The sequence below is a fragment of the Alteriqipengyuania sp. genome, from assembly GCF_964222115.1.
Taxonomy (GTDB): Bacteria; Pseudomonadota; Alphaproteobacteria; order Sphingomonadales; family Sphingomonadaceae; genus Alteriqipengyuania.
In genome coordinates this window covers 81,243-96,770 of the sequence record NZ_CAXQBM010000023.1, presented here as the reverse complement: position 1 = coordinate 96,770, position 15,528 = coordinate 81,243, and the positions used below count along the sequence as shown (strand labels likewise).

Genomic DNA, 15,528 nt, shown 5'->3' with positions numbered 1-15,528 from the left:
GCTTTGGCTTGACGCAGGCGCACGCTTCGCCTTGGCAAATTGCATGACCTGGCAAAGCCAACAGCTTCCAACCGATCACCCGCCTGTCCGCTCCGGCAAGGTCGCGGTGCTGCTCGTCAATCTGGGCACGCCCGAGGCGCCGCGTGCGCCCGAGGTGAAGCGGTATCTGGGAGAATTCCTGTCCGACCGGCGCGTGGTCGAAATCCCGCCGATCGCATGGCAGCCGATCCTGCGCGGGATCATCCTGAACACCCGCCCCGCCAAATCGGCCAAGGCCTATGCAAAGGTGTGGACCGAGGAAGGCTCTCCGCTCGCCGCGATCACCAGGGCGCAGGCAGAGGCGATGGCCGGTGCGCTTGGCGAGGCGGTGATGGTCGACTGGGCGATGCGTTACGGCGCGCCTTCGATCCCGGACCGGCTGGCCGCGCTCAAGGACGCCGGGTGCGAACGCATTCTTCTCGCGCCGCTCTACCCGCAATATTGCGCGGCGACGACCGCGACCGTGGTCGACAAGGCGAATACATGGCTGGCGGGCGAGCGCTGGCAGCCGAGCATGCGCACCCTGCCGCCTTACCATGACGATCCGCTCTATATCGACGCGCTGGCGGATGACATCGAGCGGCAGCTGGATGGCCTCGATTTCACGCCCGAACTGCTGCTGATGAGCTTCCACGGGATGCCTGCGCGCACGCTGGAGCTGGGCGATCCATACCACTGCCACTGCCAGAAAACCGCGCGATTGCTGGAGGCGAAGCTTGGCCAATCCGGTGTACACCCCGGCCTGCGCTTTCGCACCAGCTTCCAGTCGCGTTTCGGGCGGGCCAAGTGGCTTGAGCCTGCGACCGATGCGGTGCTGATGGAAGAGGCGGGCAAGGGAACAAGGCGACTCGCCGTGGTCGCTCCCGGGTTTTCCGCAGACTGTCTCGAAACGCTCGAAGAGCTGGCCATCGAAGGACGTGCACAGTTCGTCGATGCAGGCGGGGAGCAATTTGCCGCGCTATCCTGCCTGAATACGTCGAATGCGGGCCTTGCGATGCTGGAGAGCCTGCTGCGGCGCGAATTGTCCGGCTGGATTTGACCACGCAAATAACTTACATTGGGGTAAGTAAGGAGCACCCCGATGGCCACTCTCGCAGCCCACGAACCCACGATTGCGCGCCCGACCCATTGGAAGGACGAGAACCCTACTCCGGCGGATCTCGCGCATATTCCCGGGGAGAGCGGGCTGCCCATAGTGGGCAACACCTTCAAGATGCTGGCCGATCCCCCGGCCTTTACCCGCGCGATGGTGGAGAAATACGGGCGCGTCTATCGTAACAACGCGTTTGGCGGGAATGTCGTCTCTTTGATCGGTGCGGACGCGAACGAGCTCGTCCTGTTCGACCGCGCGAAGATATTCTCCAGTGAGCAGGGCTGGGGCCCGATCCTCGACCAGCTGTTCCCGCGGGGCCTGATGCTGATGGATTTCGACCATCATCGGGCGGATCGCAAGGCCTTGTCGATCGCGTTCAAGCCCGCGCCGATGCGCCACTATGTCGGCGCGCTCAACCACGGCATCGACCAGCGGATGGACGAGTGGGGAGCCGGCGACATGCGCTTCTACCCCGCGATCAAGCAATTGACCCTCGACCTCGCGGCAGACAGCTTCATCGGGATACCGTTCGGCGAGGAATCGCAGAAGGTGAACCAGGCCTTCGTCGACATGGTGCAGGCATCGGTCGCGCCGATCCGGCGCCCGCTGCCGTTCACCAAACTGAAGAAGGGTGTCGACGGGCGTGCGTACCTGGTCGACTTTTTCACAAAGGAAACCGAGCGCCGCCGCGCCGAGGGCGGCGGGCAGGACATGTTCAGCCAGTTCGCGACTGCAACCCGCGAGGATGGCGAGCTGCTGCCGGTCGACGAAGTGGTCGACCACATGAACTTCCTGATGATGGCGGCGCACGACACGATCACCTCTTCTGCCACCACGCTGGTCTATTATCTCGCGAAGGACCAGGCGTGGCAGGATCGCTTGCGCGACGAACTGAGGGCGATCATCGGTGGGGAAGGGCGCACGCTTGGTTATGACGAGCTTGGCCAGGCGGAGCTGACCGAGATGGCGTTCAAGGAAGCGCTGCGGATGATGCCGCCGGTGCCCACGATTCCGCGTCGCGCGCTCGAATCGTTCGAATTCGGGGGATACCGCATCCCTGCCGGTACGCCGGTGGGCGTGAACCCGCACTTTGTCCATCACGACCCGGAAATCTGGGATTCGCCCGAGACTTTCGACCCGATGCGCTTCACCCGCGAAGCGGAAAAGGCGCGGCACAAATATGCCTGGGTGCCCTTCGGCGGCGGCGCGCATATGTGCCTGGGCCTTCACTTCGCCTACATGCAGATCAAGATCCTGATGGCGCACATGCTGACCCGCTACCGGATCGACGTGGCGGAAGGCTATGCGCCCGAATGGCAGGCGTGGCCGATCCCGCAGCCGAAGGATGGGTTGCGGGTCACTCTGAAGCCGCTCGACTAAAAATCGATTGCGATTCCGTCCTTCACCCAGTCGCCATAGCGCGTGGGGCTGAGGCCCTTGGGATCGTCCTCGCTCTCGTCGGCAGCCTCTGGCGCGGGCGGCGGATCGTCGTTCCAGTGCGCTGGCTTCTTGAACTCTGCGGGGCGTGTAGTAGCGCGTTGCATATGACCAAGATGACGTGCCGGAGCGCCGGTTTCAAGCATGGCTAAGGCAGAAGAGGTTCCCGGCCTGCCCGCGCGCCGGGCAGCGCTGCGCATGCTCGATGGCGTGCTGCGCCGGGGCGAGACGCTGGAGCAGAACGAGGCCGCTGCCTTGCGCGGCCTGCCCGCATCCGATGCCGGGCTGGCGCGAGCCATAGCGGCAGAGACCTTGCGCTGGCTGGTCGACTTCGATGCGGCTGTAGATTCCGCGACGCGCGAGAACCTGCCCGAGGATGCCAAGCCGCGCGCCGTCCTGCGGCTGATGCTGGCGCAATGGCTGCGGCTCGATACCCCGCCGCATGCGGTGGTTGCGACCGCGCTGCCGCTGCTGTCGGGCGGGCCGAAGCGGTTGGCGCATGGCGTATTTGGTTCACTCACCAAGCGCGGTGTCGAACTGCCGCCATCACCGACGCTACCCGACCCGGTGGCTGAGCGCTGGGGCGAGAGGGCTGGTGCCATCGCCGCCGGTCTCGCTGAACCGCCCCCGCTCGACCTGACGCTGAAGGACGCGTCGCAGACGGCGGAATGGGCGGTGAAGCTGGGTGCGGACAGCCTTGCACCCGGGCACCTGCGCCTCTCGCGCGGGCAGGCAGTGCACGAGCTCGAAGGGTATGAGGATGGCGTGTGGTGGGTGCAGGACCTCGCCGCATCGCTGCCTGCGCGCCTGCTGGGCGAGGGCGGAGGAAAGCGCGCGCTCGATCTGTGCGCCGCGCCCGGCGGGAAGACTCTGCAACTGGCGGCGCAGGGGTGGGATGTGACCGCGCTCGACATCTCGGCCAAGCGGCTCAAGCTGCTCGAGGAGAACCTCAAGCGCACCGGCCTTTTGGCCAACATTATCGCCGCCGATGCCTTCAAGTGGGAGCCTGAGGCACCCTTCGACGCGATCCTGATCGACGCGCCATGCACCGCGACGGGGACAGCGCGCCGCCATCCCGATGTGCTGCACCGGATCGGCCCGCGCCAGATCGCGGACCTTTCGGACGTGCAGGCACGCCTGACCGAGCGCGCAAGCGGCTGGCTCGCACCCGGAGGCACGCTGGTCTACGCGGTGTGCTCGCTGGAAAGCGTGGAGGGGGAAGCGCAGGCCGCGAAGGTTGTGCTCGCGCCGGATCCGATCCGCGCGGACGAGCTTCCCGAGGGGCTGTCGCCCACGCCAGACGGCCACCTGCGCACCGACCCGGGAATGCTGCCCGAACATGGCGGGCTCGACGGGTTTTTCGTCGCGCGCTGGCGGAAGGCCTAGCTGCCCACGCCCATGCGCGGCAGCACGTTTTCGCCGCCGAACTTAGGGTGCAGGAAGGCCATCGCGATATGGCCTGCAATCGCCGCGAACAGCACCCAGCCAAGCTCGCCGTGGAATTGCCCCGCGAGCGCGCCAGTCCACTCGATCTCGTTCGTTTGCGGAGCGAAAATCTGAACGCCAAGCAGCTCGAAGCCCCGTGTCCCGCCCCATGCGCGCAACAGGGCGAGCGAAGGGACGCCGATCATCAGGACGTACATGAGCGTCTGGCCGGCAACCGCCGCCTTGCCCAGCGCCCCCGCAACATGCGGCGGCCTACGCGAAAGGTTCAGCAGGCCCCACGCGCCGCGCAGCAAAGCAAGGACGAAAATGGAAAAACCCACGAGGTAATGCCCGCCCCAGAAGAAGCTTTCGACGGCGGTGTCCTCGAGGAAGAAATGCGAAAAGGCAGAGCAGAACTGCCACAGCAGCAGCGCCGCCATGATCCAGTGCAGCGCACGGCTGACCGGGCCGAAGGCTTGCGGAGTGTCGAAGACTCCGTTGGCAGGGCTTTGTGGGGTGGCTTGCATCTGTCTTCCTTCAATCGCGCGTCGACTGCGTTACATGCGTGAGCGCGAGGGTTGGCGCAATCGATCGGTGACAGGATAAATACGATGACGGATATCTGAAGCCTGCTCGGAACGCTCCCACGCCTGCCGGTGCTGATTCCTGTCTGCATGAATTTGAGAGAAAAGCATTGAAAAACCACGGCATACGACCGCTGGAGCGGAGCGATCTTCCGCGCGTCGCACATCTTGTCGACAGCAACGCCATGTTCCCCTCGGACATGCTGGCCGACATGACCGCCGGCTATTTTTCCGGCGACACCGACCAGCGCTGGATCGTCGCGACGACGGAAAGGGTCACCGGCGTGGCCTATTATATCCCCGAACCGATGACCGAAGGGACGTGGAATGTCCTGCTGATTGCGGTCGATCCCCAAACCCACGGCAAGGGCATCGGGCAGGGTCTCATGCGCCATATCGAGGCGCAACTGGCCGGCGAAGGCGTGCGCGTGCTGCTGGTCGAAACGTCCGGCACACCCGAATTCGAGCGCACCCGGCATTTCTACGACCAGTTGGGTTATGATCGGGAAGCGCGCATCCGCGATTACTACGCGGCCGATGACGACAAGGTCATCTTCCGGAAGGCGTTGTAAAAGGGGGAGGGCCGGGGCGCGATGCTCCGGCCCGTCCGCGATCAGGCGGCTTCCTTGATCTCGACCAGGGTCACGCCGAAGGTCAGGTCTTCGCCTGCCAGCGGGTGATTGCCGTCGGCCTTTACCGACTGCTCGCCCACTTCGGTGATGACGAGCTGGATCGGCTGGCCGTCCTGGCCCTGTGCGGAAAGCTGCATGCCCGGCTGCGGGGCGGGTTCGGGCGGCAGGTTTTCGCGCGGAACGTCGATCACCAGCTGTTCGTTGCGCGCGCCGAAGGCGTTTTCGCTGTCGATCTTGACCTGCTGAACCGAGCCGACTTCCATCCCGTCCAGCGCGGCTTCGATCTGCGGGAAGATCTCGTTCTTGCCAAGGGTCACGACCTGCGGGCCGCTTTCCTCGGTATTGCCGACGACCTGTCCGGCATCGGTCTTAACGACAAAATCGATGGCGACGGTGTCGCCGTTCTTGGCTGTAGGCATTGGCTGTCCTCTTTGTTGGCGCGCGCGAGTGGCGCATGGGGGCCGCGCGCGCCCGAACAGGCATTGGTGCGGCCACGGGAGTGTTCGATACGGACCCTAGGTGGCCCTAACCTCGCAAGCCGCAACCCCGGATGTCAAATGGACCAGGCCGCAAGCGTGTGAAGTATTGCTCAGCACTGTCCTACAGGGGGCTGGACGTGCCATGCTCGCGCGATGCGCCACGATATGGAAACGCCGGCCGGGGGCACCTGTTGCGAGGCCCGATCCGGCGGCGGTTTTTTGAGCTTAAGACACTGTGTCAGGTGTGTCAGAAGCTCGGAATCGAAGAGTGAATCAGGGGTCTCACTTCACGTATTTCTGGAAGCTCTTGCGCAGCTTCATCAGCTTGGGCGGAATGGTCGCCTGGCAGTAGGGATTGCGCTGGCCTTCGCCGTCCCAGTAATCCTGGTGATAGCCTTCCGCCGAATACCAGGTCGCGGTTTGCGTGTCGCCGTCGAAGCCTTCGATCGTGGTTACGGCCATTGCGCCATTGGCCGCGTTCCAGCGCCCGATCGCAGCCTCGGCCTCGTCGCGCTGCGCGGCATCGAGCGGGAAGATCGCGCTGCGATATTGCGTGCCGACATCGTTGCCCTGCCGGTTCAGCTGGGTTGGGTCGTGGGTGCCCAGAAACATGTCGAGCAATTCGCCATAGGAAATCGCGTCGGCATCATAGGTGACCCGCACCGCCTCGGCATGGCCGGTATTGCCCGTGCACACCTGCTTGTAGGTCGGGTTCTCGACGGTGCCTCCGATATAGCCGCTTTCGACGCTTTCCACGCCGATCACGTCCTTCATCACCGCTTCGGTGCACCAGAAGCATCCGCCTCCGAAAATCGCGGTCTCAGCCATGTCGTCATTCTCCTTCAGGGGGCGAGGTAGGAAGCGTGCGGCCTCTTGTCATCGGGCGGACGCGGCCTAGTGTGCGCGCAACATCGAACCGGGGAGAAATCACGATGCGCCTTGCCCTTCTTACTGCCGTTGCCGGCCTCGCCTTCGCAACACCTGCATTGGCCGACACGGATACGGGCGGCGCGGGTTACACGCCCGAGCTGCACGATCACCATCCGGCCTTGAAAGCCGCGGTTGCCTCTGCTGCGCGCGACGATGATCGGGCTCGCGACCAGTATCGCCATCCGTTCGAAACGCTCGACTTCTTCGGTGTCCGGCCGGACATGACGGTGGCCGAATATGCACCCGGCGGTGGCTGGTACACCCGCGTGATCGCGCCCTATGTGGGCCAGGATGGCCAGTATATCGGGTTGAACTTCGGCCCGGGCGGCGGTGTGCCGGAAAGCATGAACGATCGGTTGACTGCCTTTCCCGCAACTTTCGGGGCACAGGTTATCGAACAGACCGGCATCCCTGCGGAAAACGTCAGCGCGTTTATCGCCACACAGGTACCCGAAGACGTGAATGGTACGGTGGACCGCGTGCTCATCATCCGCATGTTGCACAACATGATGCGCTGGGGGATTGCCGATACCGAGATCATGGCGATTCGCGAGATGCTGGCGGATGACGGAATGGTCGGCATTGTCCAGCACCGCGCACCCGAAGGCCAACCTTACGACATGACCGATGGCAATCGCGGCTACTTGCGCCAGAGCGACGTGATCGCCTTCATGCAGGCTTACGGGTTCGAGCTGGCGGGGATGAGCGATGTGAATGCCAACCCGGCCGACACCGCCGATTGGGAACGCGGCGTGTGGGAACTGCCGCCGACGCTCGGCACCAAGCGCGAGGAACTGCGTGAGATTGGCGAGAGCGACCGGATGACCTTGCTGTTCAGGAAGCGTCAGTGATGGGACGCCTTGCTCTCACACTGGCGGTCGCAGTGCTGCTCCCGGCAGGATCGGCCTGGGCACAATCCGCAGAGCAGGTGGCGGTCGAAGCCGCGCTGGACGACTCGGCGATCGGCTGGAACGAGGGCGATCTCGACCGTTTTCTGGGTGTCTATGCCGATGATCCGGCAACCAGTTATGTCGGCGGCGACGCCATGCTGCGCGGAGTGGATGCGATCCGCGATCGCTATAGTGGTGGCTATGGCTTCACTACTGGCGATCAGGGGACGCTCGGCTTCGAAACGCTCGACTTCCGGATGCTCGGGGCGGACCATGCGCTCATCATCGTGCGTTACCACCTGGCATATGACGGCGCCGATCCGGCCACGGGCATAGCCTCGGTCGTCTTCGCAGACGGGCCGGACGGATGGCGCATCGTCGCCGACCACAGCAGCTGATCTGGACTTCCTCGATGCCGGACCATAGGCGCACGACATGACCACGCTCACCGTCGCCTCCCTGCAATTGGCGCTCAATTCGCCGGACGAAGCAGAGAACATTGCGGCTGTCTCTTCCTTGGTGGAGGAAGCGGCTGCGCGCGGCGCGCAGGTGATCCTGCCGCCCGAGCTGTTCGACGGCCCGTACTTCTGCAAGGTCGAAGACGAGGGTCTGTTCGCCCGCGCAGCGCCAGTGGCTGAGCATCCATCGGTGCGTGCGATGGCGAAGCTGGCAAAGCAGTTGGGCGTGGCGATCCCGACCAGTTTCTTCGAGAAGGACGGCCCGCACCACTATAACTCGCTCGCGATGATCGGCGCCGATGGCGAGATCATGGGGGTCTATCGCAAGAGCCACATCCCCGACGGGCCGGGCTACGAGGAGAAGTACTACTTCCGTCCCGGCAATACCGGCTTCAGGGTATGGGATGTCTTCGGCACGCGTATCGGCGTGGGCATCTGCTGGGATCAGTGGTACCCCGAGTGCGCGCGCGCGATGGCGCTGATGGGCGCCGAACTGCTGTTCTACCCGACTGCGATCGGATCCGAACCCTATGACGCGGAATTCGATACCAGCGCGATGTGGCAGCGCGCGATGCAGGGCCATGCCGTGTCCAACTGCATGCCCGTGATCGCGGCCAACCGGATCGGGACGGAAGAGGGGCAGGCATTTTACGGCCACTCCTTCATCACCAACGAATGGGGCGACAAGCTGGTCGAGTTCGGGCGCGAGGAAGACGGAGTGCTGGTCGCCACGCTCGATCTCGACACCGCGGCGAAGCACCGGGCTGGCATGGGTTTCTTCCGGGATCGGCGGCCCGACTTGTATGGCCGTCTGGCGGAGGACGTCTGAACCATCGCTATCTCGTCGCGCTCGGTTCCAACCGACCCCATGGTGGATATGGGTATCCGCACGGGGTCGTACGTGCCGCAATGGAAGAGCTATCCTCGCTTGGCACCGTGACCAAGCGCAGTCCGGTAATCGATAGCGCCGCGATGGGCGCGGCGCAGCGGATGTTCGCCAATGCCGTGATCGAGCTGGAGAGCGAGCTGCCTCCGCCAGAGCTTCTGCGCGGTCTCAAGCAGATCGAGCGCGAATTCGGCCGGCGACGCGGGCAGGCCTGGGGCGACCGCGTGCTCGATCTCGATATCGTGTTGTGGAGCGGCGGTATCTGGCACTCGCGTGGCCTACAGATCCCGCACCACGGGCTGGCGGAGCGCCGCTTCGTGCTCGATCCCGCCATGCTCATTGCCGACGATTGGCACGTCACCTCCGGTGGACTGAAGCTGCGCCATCTGCACGCACGCTTGACCCGCTCGCGCCCCCTGCCTAGGGACCCGCTCTGGTCGGGCCGTTAGCTCAGTCGGTAGAGCAACTGACTTTTAATCAGTAGGTCGCTGGTTCGAACCCAGCACGGCTCACCATCTTCCCGATCCTGGCAATTGTGGCGCGTAAAGCTCAGCTTGTTCGCAACCGCAATATTTTTGCATTGAAATTTCACTCCGCCTAGCCAATGCTGTAAAAGTTGTGCGCCGGAGGGGGCGTCGACTTTCCGAATCATAGATTTTCACGCTTGCAGCTGGGCCGGACCGATAGAACGTAATTCCACCAATAAGTTTGTCGAGCGCGAGCAAGCCTATCCCGAGAAGCGCGCGCCGGATTCGCGCCGCGCCGACTTCCTGGAGATTGGCGCGCCTTATGCCGATGATGCCGCGCGTGCGCAGGCGGGCCGATGCTCGCAATGCGGCGTGCCGTATTGCCAGTCGCACTGTCCGCTGCACAATCACATCCCCGACTGGCTGCGCCTGACGGCGGAGGGTCGGCTACGCGAGGCTTACGATCTGTCCGCCCGCACTTCGACCATGCCCGAAATTTGCGGCAGAATCTGCCCGCAGGACCGGCTGTGCGAAGGCAATTGCGTTATCGAATTTTCCGGCCACGGTGCCGTCACCATCGGCAGCATCGAGAAATACCTGGGCGACAATGCCTGGGAAGAGGGCTGGGTGCGTCCGATAGAACCCGGCCCGTCGAACGGCCAGTCGGTCGGCATCATCGGTGCCGGCCCTGCCGGGCTGACCGCCGCCGAATATCTGCGCCGCGCAGGCTACGAGGTCGATATCTACGACCGGCACGACCGTGCAGGCGGGCTGCTGATCTACGGCATTCCCAACTTCAAGCTCGACAAGAGCGTGGTCGACCGGCGCGTACAGCGCATTGAGGAAGGCGGCATCGCGATTCATCGCGGGGTCGAAGTCGGTACGGATGTGACCCTGGCCGAACTGCGCGAACGCCACGATGCGGTGTTCGTGGCCACGGGCGTTTACCAGTCGCGCGAGTTGACCGTCGAAGGGGCAGACAAGCAGGGCGTCGTGCGCGCAATCGATTTCCTGACCGCCTCGAACCGTAGCGGGTTGGGGGACGAGGTCGCAGCCCATGCCGATGGCAGCCTGATGGCGAAGGATCGCAACGTCGTCGTGATCGGTGGCGGCGACACCGCGATGGACTGCGTACGCACCGCCATCCGGCAGGGCGCAGCCAGCGTGAAGTGCCTGTATCGGCGCGACCGCGAAAACATGCCTGGCAGCCGCACTGAAGTGGCCCATGCCGAGGAAGAAGGCGTCGAATTCCTGTGGCTCTCCGGCCCCGCCTCCATCGAGGGGGGAGAGCGTGCCGAGCGCGTGCTGGCGAACCGCATGCAATTGGGCGAGCCCGATGCCGATGGCCGCCGTCGCCCCGTGGTGGACCCGTCGAGCAGCTTTGCCCTCGATGCGGATCTCGTCGTGCTGGCGCTGGGCTTCGAACCCGAGCCGCTGCCCGCAATTTTCGGCGATCCCGATCTGAAGGTCAGCGAGTGGGGCACGCTGGTATGCGATGACGATATGATGACCTCGCTTCCCGGGGTGTTCGCGGGTGGCGACATCGAACGGGGGGCAAGCCTGGTGGTGTGGGCCGTACGCGATGGGCGCGACGTGGCCGACAAGATCGACACTTACCTTTCCAGCCAACGCAAGCCGAGCGCGGCAGCGGCATGACCCGGCAGCAGGAAGAAGCGCTGCGCCTCGCGCGCGATGGCATGTACCATGCCGATAGCGAGCACGATGCCTGCGGCGTCGGGCTGATCGGCGAAGTGTCGGGCAAGTCCACGCGGCGGGTCGTCGATGCTGCAATCGAGGCACTGTCCTCCATCTGGCACCGCGGCGCGGTGGATGCAGACGGCAAGACCGGCGACGGGGCGGGCCTGCTGCTCGACCTGCCGGTGGAATTCTTCACCAGCGCGATTGACGCGAGCGGGCACGAGGTGCGTCCCGGACGGCTAGCGGTGGGCGTAATTTTCCTCCCGCGTACCGATCTGGCCGCACAGGATGCCTGCCGCACAATCGTGGAGGCAGAGCTGATCCGCGCGGGCCTGTTCGTCTATGGCTGGCGGCAGGTGCCCGTCGATGCGTCCGTGATCGGGCGCAAGGCGAAGGAGACCCGGCCCGAGATCGAACAGGTGATGATCGCCGGGCCCGAGCCGCACGAGCAATCGAGCGACGAGTTCGAAAAGCAGTTATACATCGTGCGGCGCCGGATCGAGCGGCGGATCGTCGAAGCACAGTTGCGCGATTTCTATATCGCGTCGTTCTCTGCCCGATCGATTGTCTACAAGGGCCTTTTCCTCGCAGAGAGCCTCGCGACATTCTATCCCGATGTGCGCGATCCGCTGTTCACCAGCCGGATGGCGATCCTGCACCAGCGGTATTCCACGAATACCTTCCCGCAATGGTGGTTGGCGCAGCCGTTCCGCACCCTGGCGCATAATGGCGAGATCAACACGATCCGCGGCAACAAGAACTGGATGCGCACGCACGAAATCAAGATGGCGAGCCTCGCCTTCTCGGGTGTGGCGGACGACATCAAGCCGGTTATCCCGGTCGGTGCGTCGGATACCGCCAGCCTCGATGCGGCGATCGAGCTGCTCGTTCGCTCCGGCAAGGCGATGCCGACCGCAAAGTCCATGCTGATCCCCGAAGCATGGCAGGCTTCGCCCGACATTCCCGACGAAACCCGCGCGATGTACCAGTACATGGCATCGGTGATGGAGCCGTGGGATGGTCCCGCCGCGCTCGCCATGACCGACGGGCGCTGGGCGGTCGCGGGCCTCGATCGCAATGCCTTGCGACCGCTCGCCTTTTCGCGGACCGAGGACGGCCTGCTTGTGGTCGGCTCCGAAAGCGGAATGGTTTCGCTGGAAGAGGATCGCGTTGTCGAAAAGGGGCGACTTGGCCCCGGCCAGATGATTGCCATCGACCTCGACGAAGGCGAGCTGTTGCGCGATGACGAGCTGAAGGCGCGGATTGCCCGCGAGGCGCCCTATGGCGATCTCGTCGCCGGGTTCCGCGGGATCGAGGACCTGCCTGAGATCGAGGATGCAAGCCTTTCTTTCGAACCCGACGAACTGACCCGCCGCCTGACCGCGGCGGGCATGACGACCGAAGATCTGGAGCTGATCCTCGATGCAATGGCGCTCGATGGGAAGGAAGCCATCGGGTCCATGGGCGATGACACGCCGCTCGCCGTTATCAGCGGCAAGCCTCGCAACGTCAGCCAGTTCTTTCGCCAGAACTTCGCCCAGGTCACCAATCCGCCGATCGATTCCTTGCGTGAACGGCATGTGATGAGCCTGCGCACGCGCTTTGCCAATCTGGCCAATATCCTCGAGGAGGAAGACCAGAACGACAACGTGCTGGTGCTCGAAAGCCCGATCCTCCTCTCGCGCGAATGGGCGCGGATGGAAGCGGGCTTTGGCGACAAGATCGGCGTGATCGACTGCACCTTCCCCGCCGGGGGTACGGCGGAGGACCTGCGGCTGGCGATCGATCGCATCCGGTCGGAAGCGGAAGCCTTCGCGGCGGACCGCAAGGGGGAGATTTTCCTTACCGACGAGGCAACCGGACCAGATCGGATGGGCGTGCCGATGATTCTGGCTGCGGCTGCCGTTCACACGCATCTGACCCGCGAGGGGCTGCGCAGCTTCACCTCGATCAATGTGCGTTCTGCCGAATGCCTCGACACGCATACGCTGGCTGTGCTGATCGGCGTGGGCGCGACCACGGTGAACCCCTATCTGGCCGAGGCTGCCCTGACGGAGCGTCATGCACGCGGGCTCTATGGCGAGATAGAGCTGGAGCAGGCGCTGCTCAACTTCCGTACGTCGCTGGAAGACGGCCTGCTGAAAATCATGGCGAAGATGGGGATCTCGGTCATCTCCAGCTATCGCGGTGGCTATAATTTCGAGGCGGTCGGCCTCAGCCGCGCCATCACGAACGATCTGTTTCCCGGCATGCCGAACAAGATCTCTGGCGAAGGGTACGACTCGCTACACCTGAGCGCACAGGATCGGCACAGGAGCGCATTTGGTGCTCGCCACGCAGACTTGCCGATCGGCGGCTTCTACCGCCAGCGCTCGGGCGAGGAGACGCACGCGTGGGGTGCCGAGGGCATGCACGCGCTGCAAACCGCCTGCGCCACCGGCAGCGAGAAGCTGTGGCGCCGCTTCGTCGACGTGGTCGAAAAGCAGCCGCCCATCTATCTGCGCGACCTGCTGGGCTTCCCCGACAAGGCCGAGCCGCTGGCCCTCGACAAGGTCGAACCGGGTGAGGCAATCCGCACTCGCTTCCTGACGCCGGGCATGTCGCTGGGTGCTCTATCCCCCGAAGCGCATGAGACGCTGGCCATCGCGATGAACCGGATCGGGGCGAAGGCGGTTTCAGGCGAAGGCGGGGAATCCGCCGAACGCTTCACCCCGCGCGCCAATGGCGACCTGGCCAATAGCGGTGTCAAGCAGGTGGCGAGCGGGCGCTTCGGCGTCACCGCGCACTACCTCAACAATTGCGAAGAGATCGAAATCAAGGTCGCACAGGGGGCCAAGCCGGGCGAGGGAGGGCAATTGCCCGGCTTCAAGGTGGACGAGGTGATCGCCAAACTGCGGCACTCGACCCCGGGCGTGACGCTGATTTCTCCCCCGCCGCATCACGATATCTATTCGATCGAAGACCTCGCGCAGCTGATCTACGACCTCAAGCAGATCAACCCGCGCGCGCGCGTATGCGTGAAGCTGGTCAGCGCAGCCGGGATCGGCACGATTGCTGCTGGAGTGGCCAAGGCGCATGCCGACGCGATCCTGATCTCCGGGCACACGGGCGGTACGGGCGCTAGCCCGCAGACAAGCATCAAGTTCGCCGGCACGCCGTGGGAAATGGGCTTGGCCGAGGTCAACCAGGTGCTCGCGCTCAACGGCCTCAGGCACAAGGTGAAGCTGCGCGTCGACGGGGGTCTCAAGACCGGGCGCGAGATCGTGATCGGTGCGATCCTGGGTGCCGAGGAGTTCGGCATCGGCACGATGAGCCTTGTCGCGATGGGCTGCATCATGGTCCGCCAATGCCACTCGAACACCTGCCCTGTCGGGGTCTGCACGCAGGATCCGCGCTTGCGCGCGATGTTCGGTGGCAGCCCGGAAAAGGTCATCCAGCTGATGGATTTCCTGGCCGAGGATGTGCGCCGCATCCTTGCGAAGCTAGGCGTTGCGTCGCTGGAAGAGGTCATCGGACGGACGGAGTTGCTCAGGCAGGTCAGCCGCGGGGCAGAGCATCTGGACGATCTCGACCTCAACCCGATCCTGCAAAAGGTTCAGACCGACGAATCGCGCATCTTCAATATCGAGGAATATCGCAATCCCGTGCCCGACAGCCTCGACGCCGAGGTGATGGAGGGCGCGCGCCCGGCGATTGAGCAGGGCGCGCAAACCACGCTCCACGCACAAGTGCGCAATGTCCACCGTGCGGTTGGCACGCGGCTCTCGTCGCATATTGTCACGCGGCATGGGCCAGAGGGACTGCCCGAGGGCACGCTCGACCTGCAATTGACCGGCTGTGCGGGCCAATCGCTTGGCGCATTCCTGGCGCGCGGCATCCGGTTGACGGTTGCGGGCGATGCCAACGACTATGTCGGCAAGGGCCTGTCGGGTGGCGAGATCGTGGTCCACCCACCCGCCGGAGCGCCACGCGAAAGCCAACACAATGGCATTATCGGCAATACCGCACTCTATGGCGCAACCTCCGGTGCCCTGTTCGCGGCGGGCAAGGCTGGCGAGCGCTTTGCTGTCCGCAATTCGGGTGCGAATACCGTGATCGAGGGATGCGGCGCGAATGGCTGCGAGTACATGACCGGTGGGATGGCCGTCATCCTCGGGCCGGTGGGCAGCAATTTCGGTGCAGGTATGACGGGTGGCATGGCCTTTGTCTTCGATGCGGAAGGCAACTTTCCGGCCATGGCAAATGCGGGTTCGATACTTTGGCAACGTGTCGCCAGCGATCACTGGCGCGAGCGGTTGCGCCAGCAGGTGGAGCGCCACGCACAGCTCACGGATAGCGCATTCGCACGTGGCCTGCTCGATCGCTGGGAGGAAAGTCTCGGCAGATTCTGGCAGGTTTGCCCCAAGGATATGCTCGACAAGCTGGAACACCCCCTGACTCAGGAACCAATGCCGGCGGAAGCTGCGGAGTAGCAATATATCCCCAAGCGTGCCGTTTCCGGTCAGGCTTG

14 protein-coding genes and 1 tRNA gene are annotated in these 15,528 nt (G+C 64.2%); 11 read left to right on the top strand and 4 right to left on the bottom strand.

The annotated features are described in order from the left end of the window. Positions 1-43: 43 nt before the first annotated feature. On the top strand, positions 44-1,078 hold the full coding sequence (hemH, locus tag ACEQXE_RS04680) for a ferrochelatase (RefSeq protein ID WP_370177788.1): 1,035 nt from the start codon (positions 44-46) through the stop codon (positions 1,076-1,078). Positions 1,079-1,120: 42 nt separating this feature from the next. Further along, entirely contained in the window at positions 1,121-2,512 is a 1,392-nt protein-coding gene (locus ACEQXE_RS04675) for a cytochrome P450 (RefSeq protein WP_370177787.1), read from the top strand. On the opposite strand, the gene ACEQXE_RS04670 is transcribed toward ACEQXE_RS04675, so the two are convergent. Continuing rightward, positions 2,509-2,676 (bottom strand): DUF1674 domain-containing protein, encoded by a 168-nt coding sequence (locus ACEQXE_RS04670; RefSeq protein ID WP_370177786.1) that lies wholly within the window; start codon positions 2,674-2,676, stop codon positions 2,509-2,511. The genes ACEQXE_RS04675 and ACEQXE_RS04670 overlap by 4 nt on opposite strands. A 37-nt stretch (positions 2,677-2,713) precedes the next feature. Between ACEQXE_RS04670 and ACEQXE_RS04665 the strand changes: the two genes are divergently transcribed. Continuing rightward, positions 2,714-3,955 carry an RsmB/NOP family class I SAM-dependent RNA methyltransferase gene (locus tag ACEQXE_RS04665; protein WP_370177785.1) on the top strand — a complete coding sequence of 414 codons (1,242 nt, stop codon included), beginning with the start codon at positions 2,714-2,716 and terminating at the stop codon, positions 3,953-3,955. On the opposite strand, the gene ACEQXE_RS04660 is transcribed toward ACEQXE_RS04665, so the two are convergent. Next, positions 3,952-4,521 carry a cytochrome b gene (locus ACEQXE_RS04660; RefSeq protein ID WP_370177784.1) on the bottom strand — a complete coding sequence of 190 codons (570 nt, stop codon included), beginning with the start codon at positions 4,519-4,521 and terminating at the stop codon, positions 3,952-3,954. The genes ACEQXE_RS04665 and ACEQXE_RS04660 overlap by 4 nt on opposite strands. 167 nt (positions 4,522-4,688) lie before the next feature. Here ACEQXE_RS04660 and ACEQXE_RS04655 point away from each other — a divergent pair, with 167 nt between their 5' ends. Further along, positions 4,689-5,150, top strand: coding sequence for an N-acetyltransferase family protein (locus ACEQXE_RS04655; protein ID WP_370177783.1), 462 nt, complete (start codon positions 4,689-4,691; stop codon positions 5,148-5,150). A 41-nt stretch (positions 5,151-5,191) separates the two neighbouring features. Here the strand turns inward: ACEQXE_RS04655 and ACEQXE_RS04650 are convergent, their stop codons facing one another. After that, on the bottom strand, positions 5,192-5,629 hold the full coding sequence (locus ACEQXE_RS04650) for a peptidylprolyl isomerase (RefSeq protein ID WP_370177782.1): 438 nt from the start codon (positions 5,627-5,629) through the stop codon (positions 5,192-5,194). Between the two features lie 342 nt (positions 5,630-5,971). Further along, positions 5,972-6,517, bottom strand: a complete 546-nt coding sequence (msrA, locus tag ACEQXE_RS04645) for a peptide-methionine (S)-S-oxide reductase MsrA (RefSeq protein ID WP_370177781.1) — start codon at positions 6,515-6,517, stop codon at positions 5,972-5,974. A gap of 104 nt (positions 6,518-6,621) precedes the next feature. Between msrA and ACEQXE_RS04640 the strand changes: the two genes are divergently transcribed. From ACEQXE_RS04640 to gltB, 7 genes are all read left to right on the top strand, one after another. Continuing rightward, positions 6,622-7,470, top strand: a complete 849-nt coding sequence (locus tag ACEQXE_RS04640) for a class I SAM-dependent methyltransferase (RefSeq protein ID WP_370177780.1) — start codon at positions 6,622-6,624, stop codon at positions 7,468-7,470. Then, positions 7,470-7,907, top strand: coding sequence for a nuclear transport factor 2 family protein (locus ACEQXE_RS04635; protein WP_370177779.1), 438 nt, complete (start codon positions 7,470-7,472; stop codon positions 7,905-7,907). The genes ACEQXE_RS04640 and ACEQXE_RS04635 overlap by 1 nt, the downstream gene beginning before the upstream one ends. 37 nt (positions 7,908-7,944) lie before the next feature. Then, the gene (gene aguB, locus ACEQXE_RS04630) at positions 7,945-8,796 is read left to right on the top strand and encodes an N-carbamoylputrescine amidase (RefSeq protein ID WP_370177778.1); all 852 of its coding nucleotides are present in this window, start codon (positions 7,945-7,947) and stop codon (positions 8,794-8,796) included. After that, a complete protein-coding gene (gene folK, locus ACEQXE_RS04625; protein ID WP_370177808.1) occupies positions 8,793-9,302 on the top strand; it encodes a 2-amino-4-hydroxy-6-hydroxymethyldihydropteridine diphosphokinase in 510 nt (169 codons plus the stop codon). The genes aguB and folK overlap by 4 nt, the downstream gene beginning before the upstream one ends. Next, a tRNA-Lys gene (locus tag ACEQXE_RS04620) sits at positions 9,293-9,368 on the top strand. Before folK ends, ACEQXE_RS04620 begins: the two co-directional genes overlap by 10 nt. 168 nt (positions 9,369-9,536) lie before the next feature. Further along, positions 9,537-10,976 carry an NAD(P)-dependent oxidoreductase gene (locus tag ACEQXE_RS04615; protein ID WP_370177807.1) on the top strand — a complete coding sequence of 480 codons (1,440 nt, stop codon included), beginning with the start codon at positions 9,537-9,539 and terminating at the stop codon, positions 10,974-10,976. Further along, a complete protein-coding gene (gltB, locus tag ACEQXE_RS04610) occupies positions 10,973-15,490 on the top strand; it encodes a glutamate synthase large subunit (protein ID WP_370177777.1) in 4,518 nt (1,505 codons plus the stop codon). Before ACEQXE_RS04615 ends, gltB begins: the two co-directional genes overlap by 4 nt. Positions 15,491-15,528: the final 38 nt, after the last annotated feature.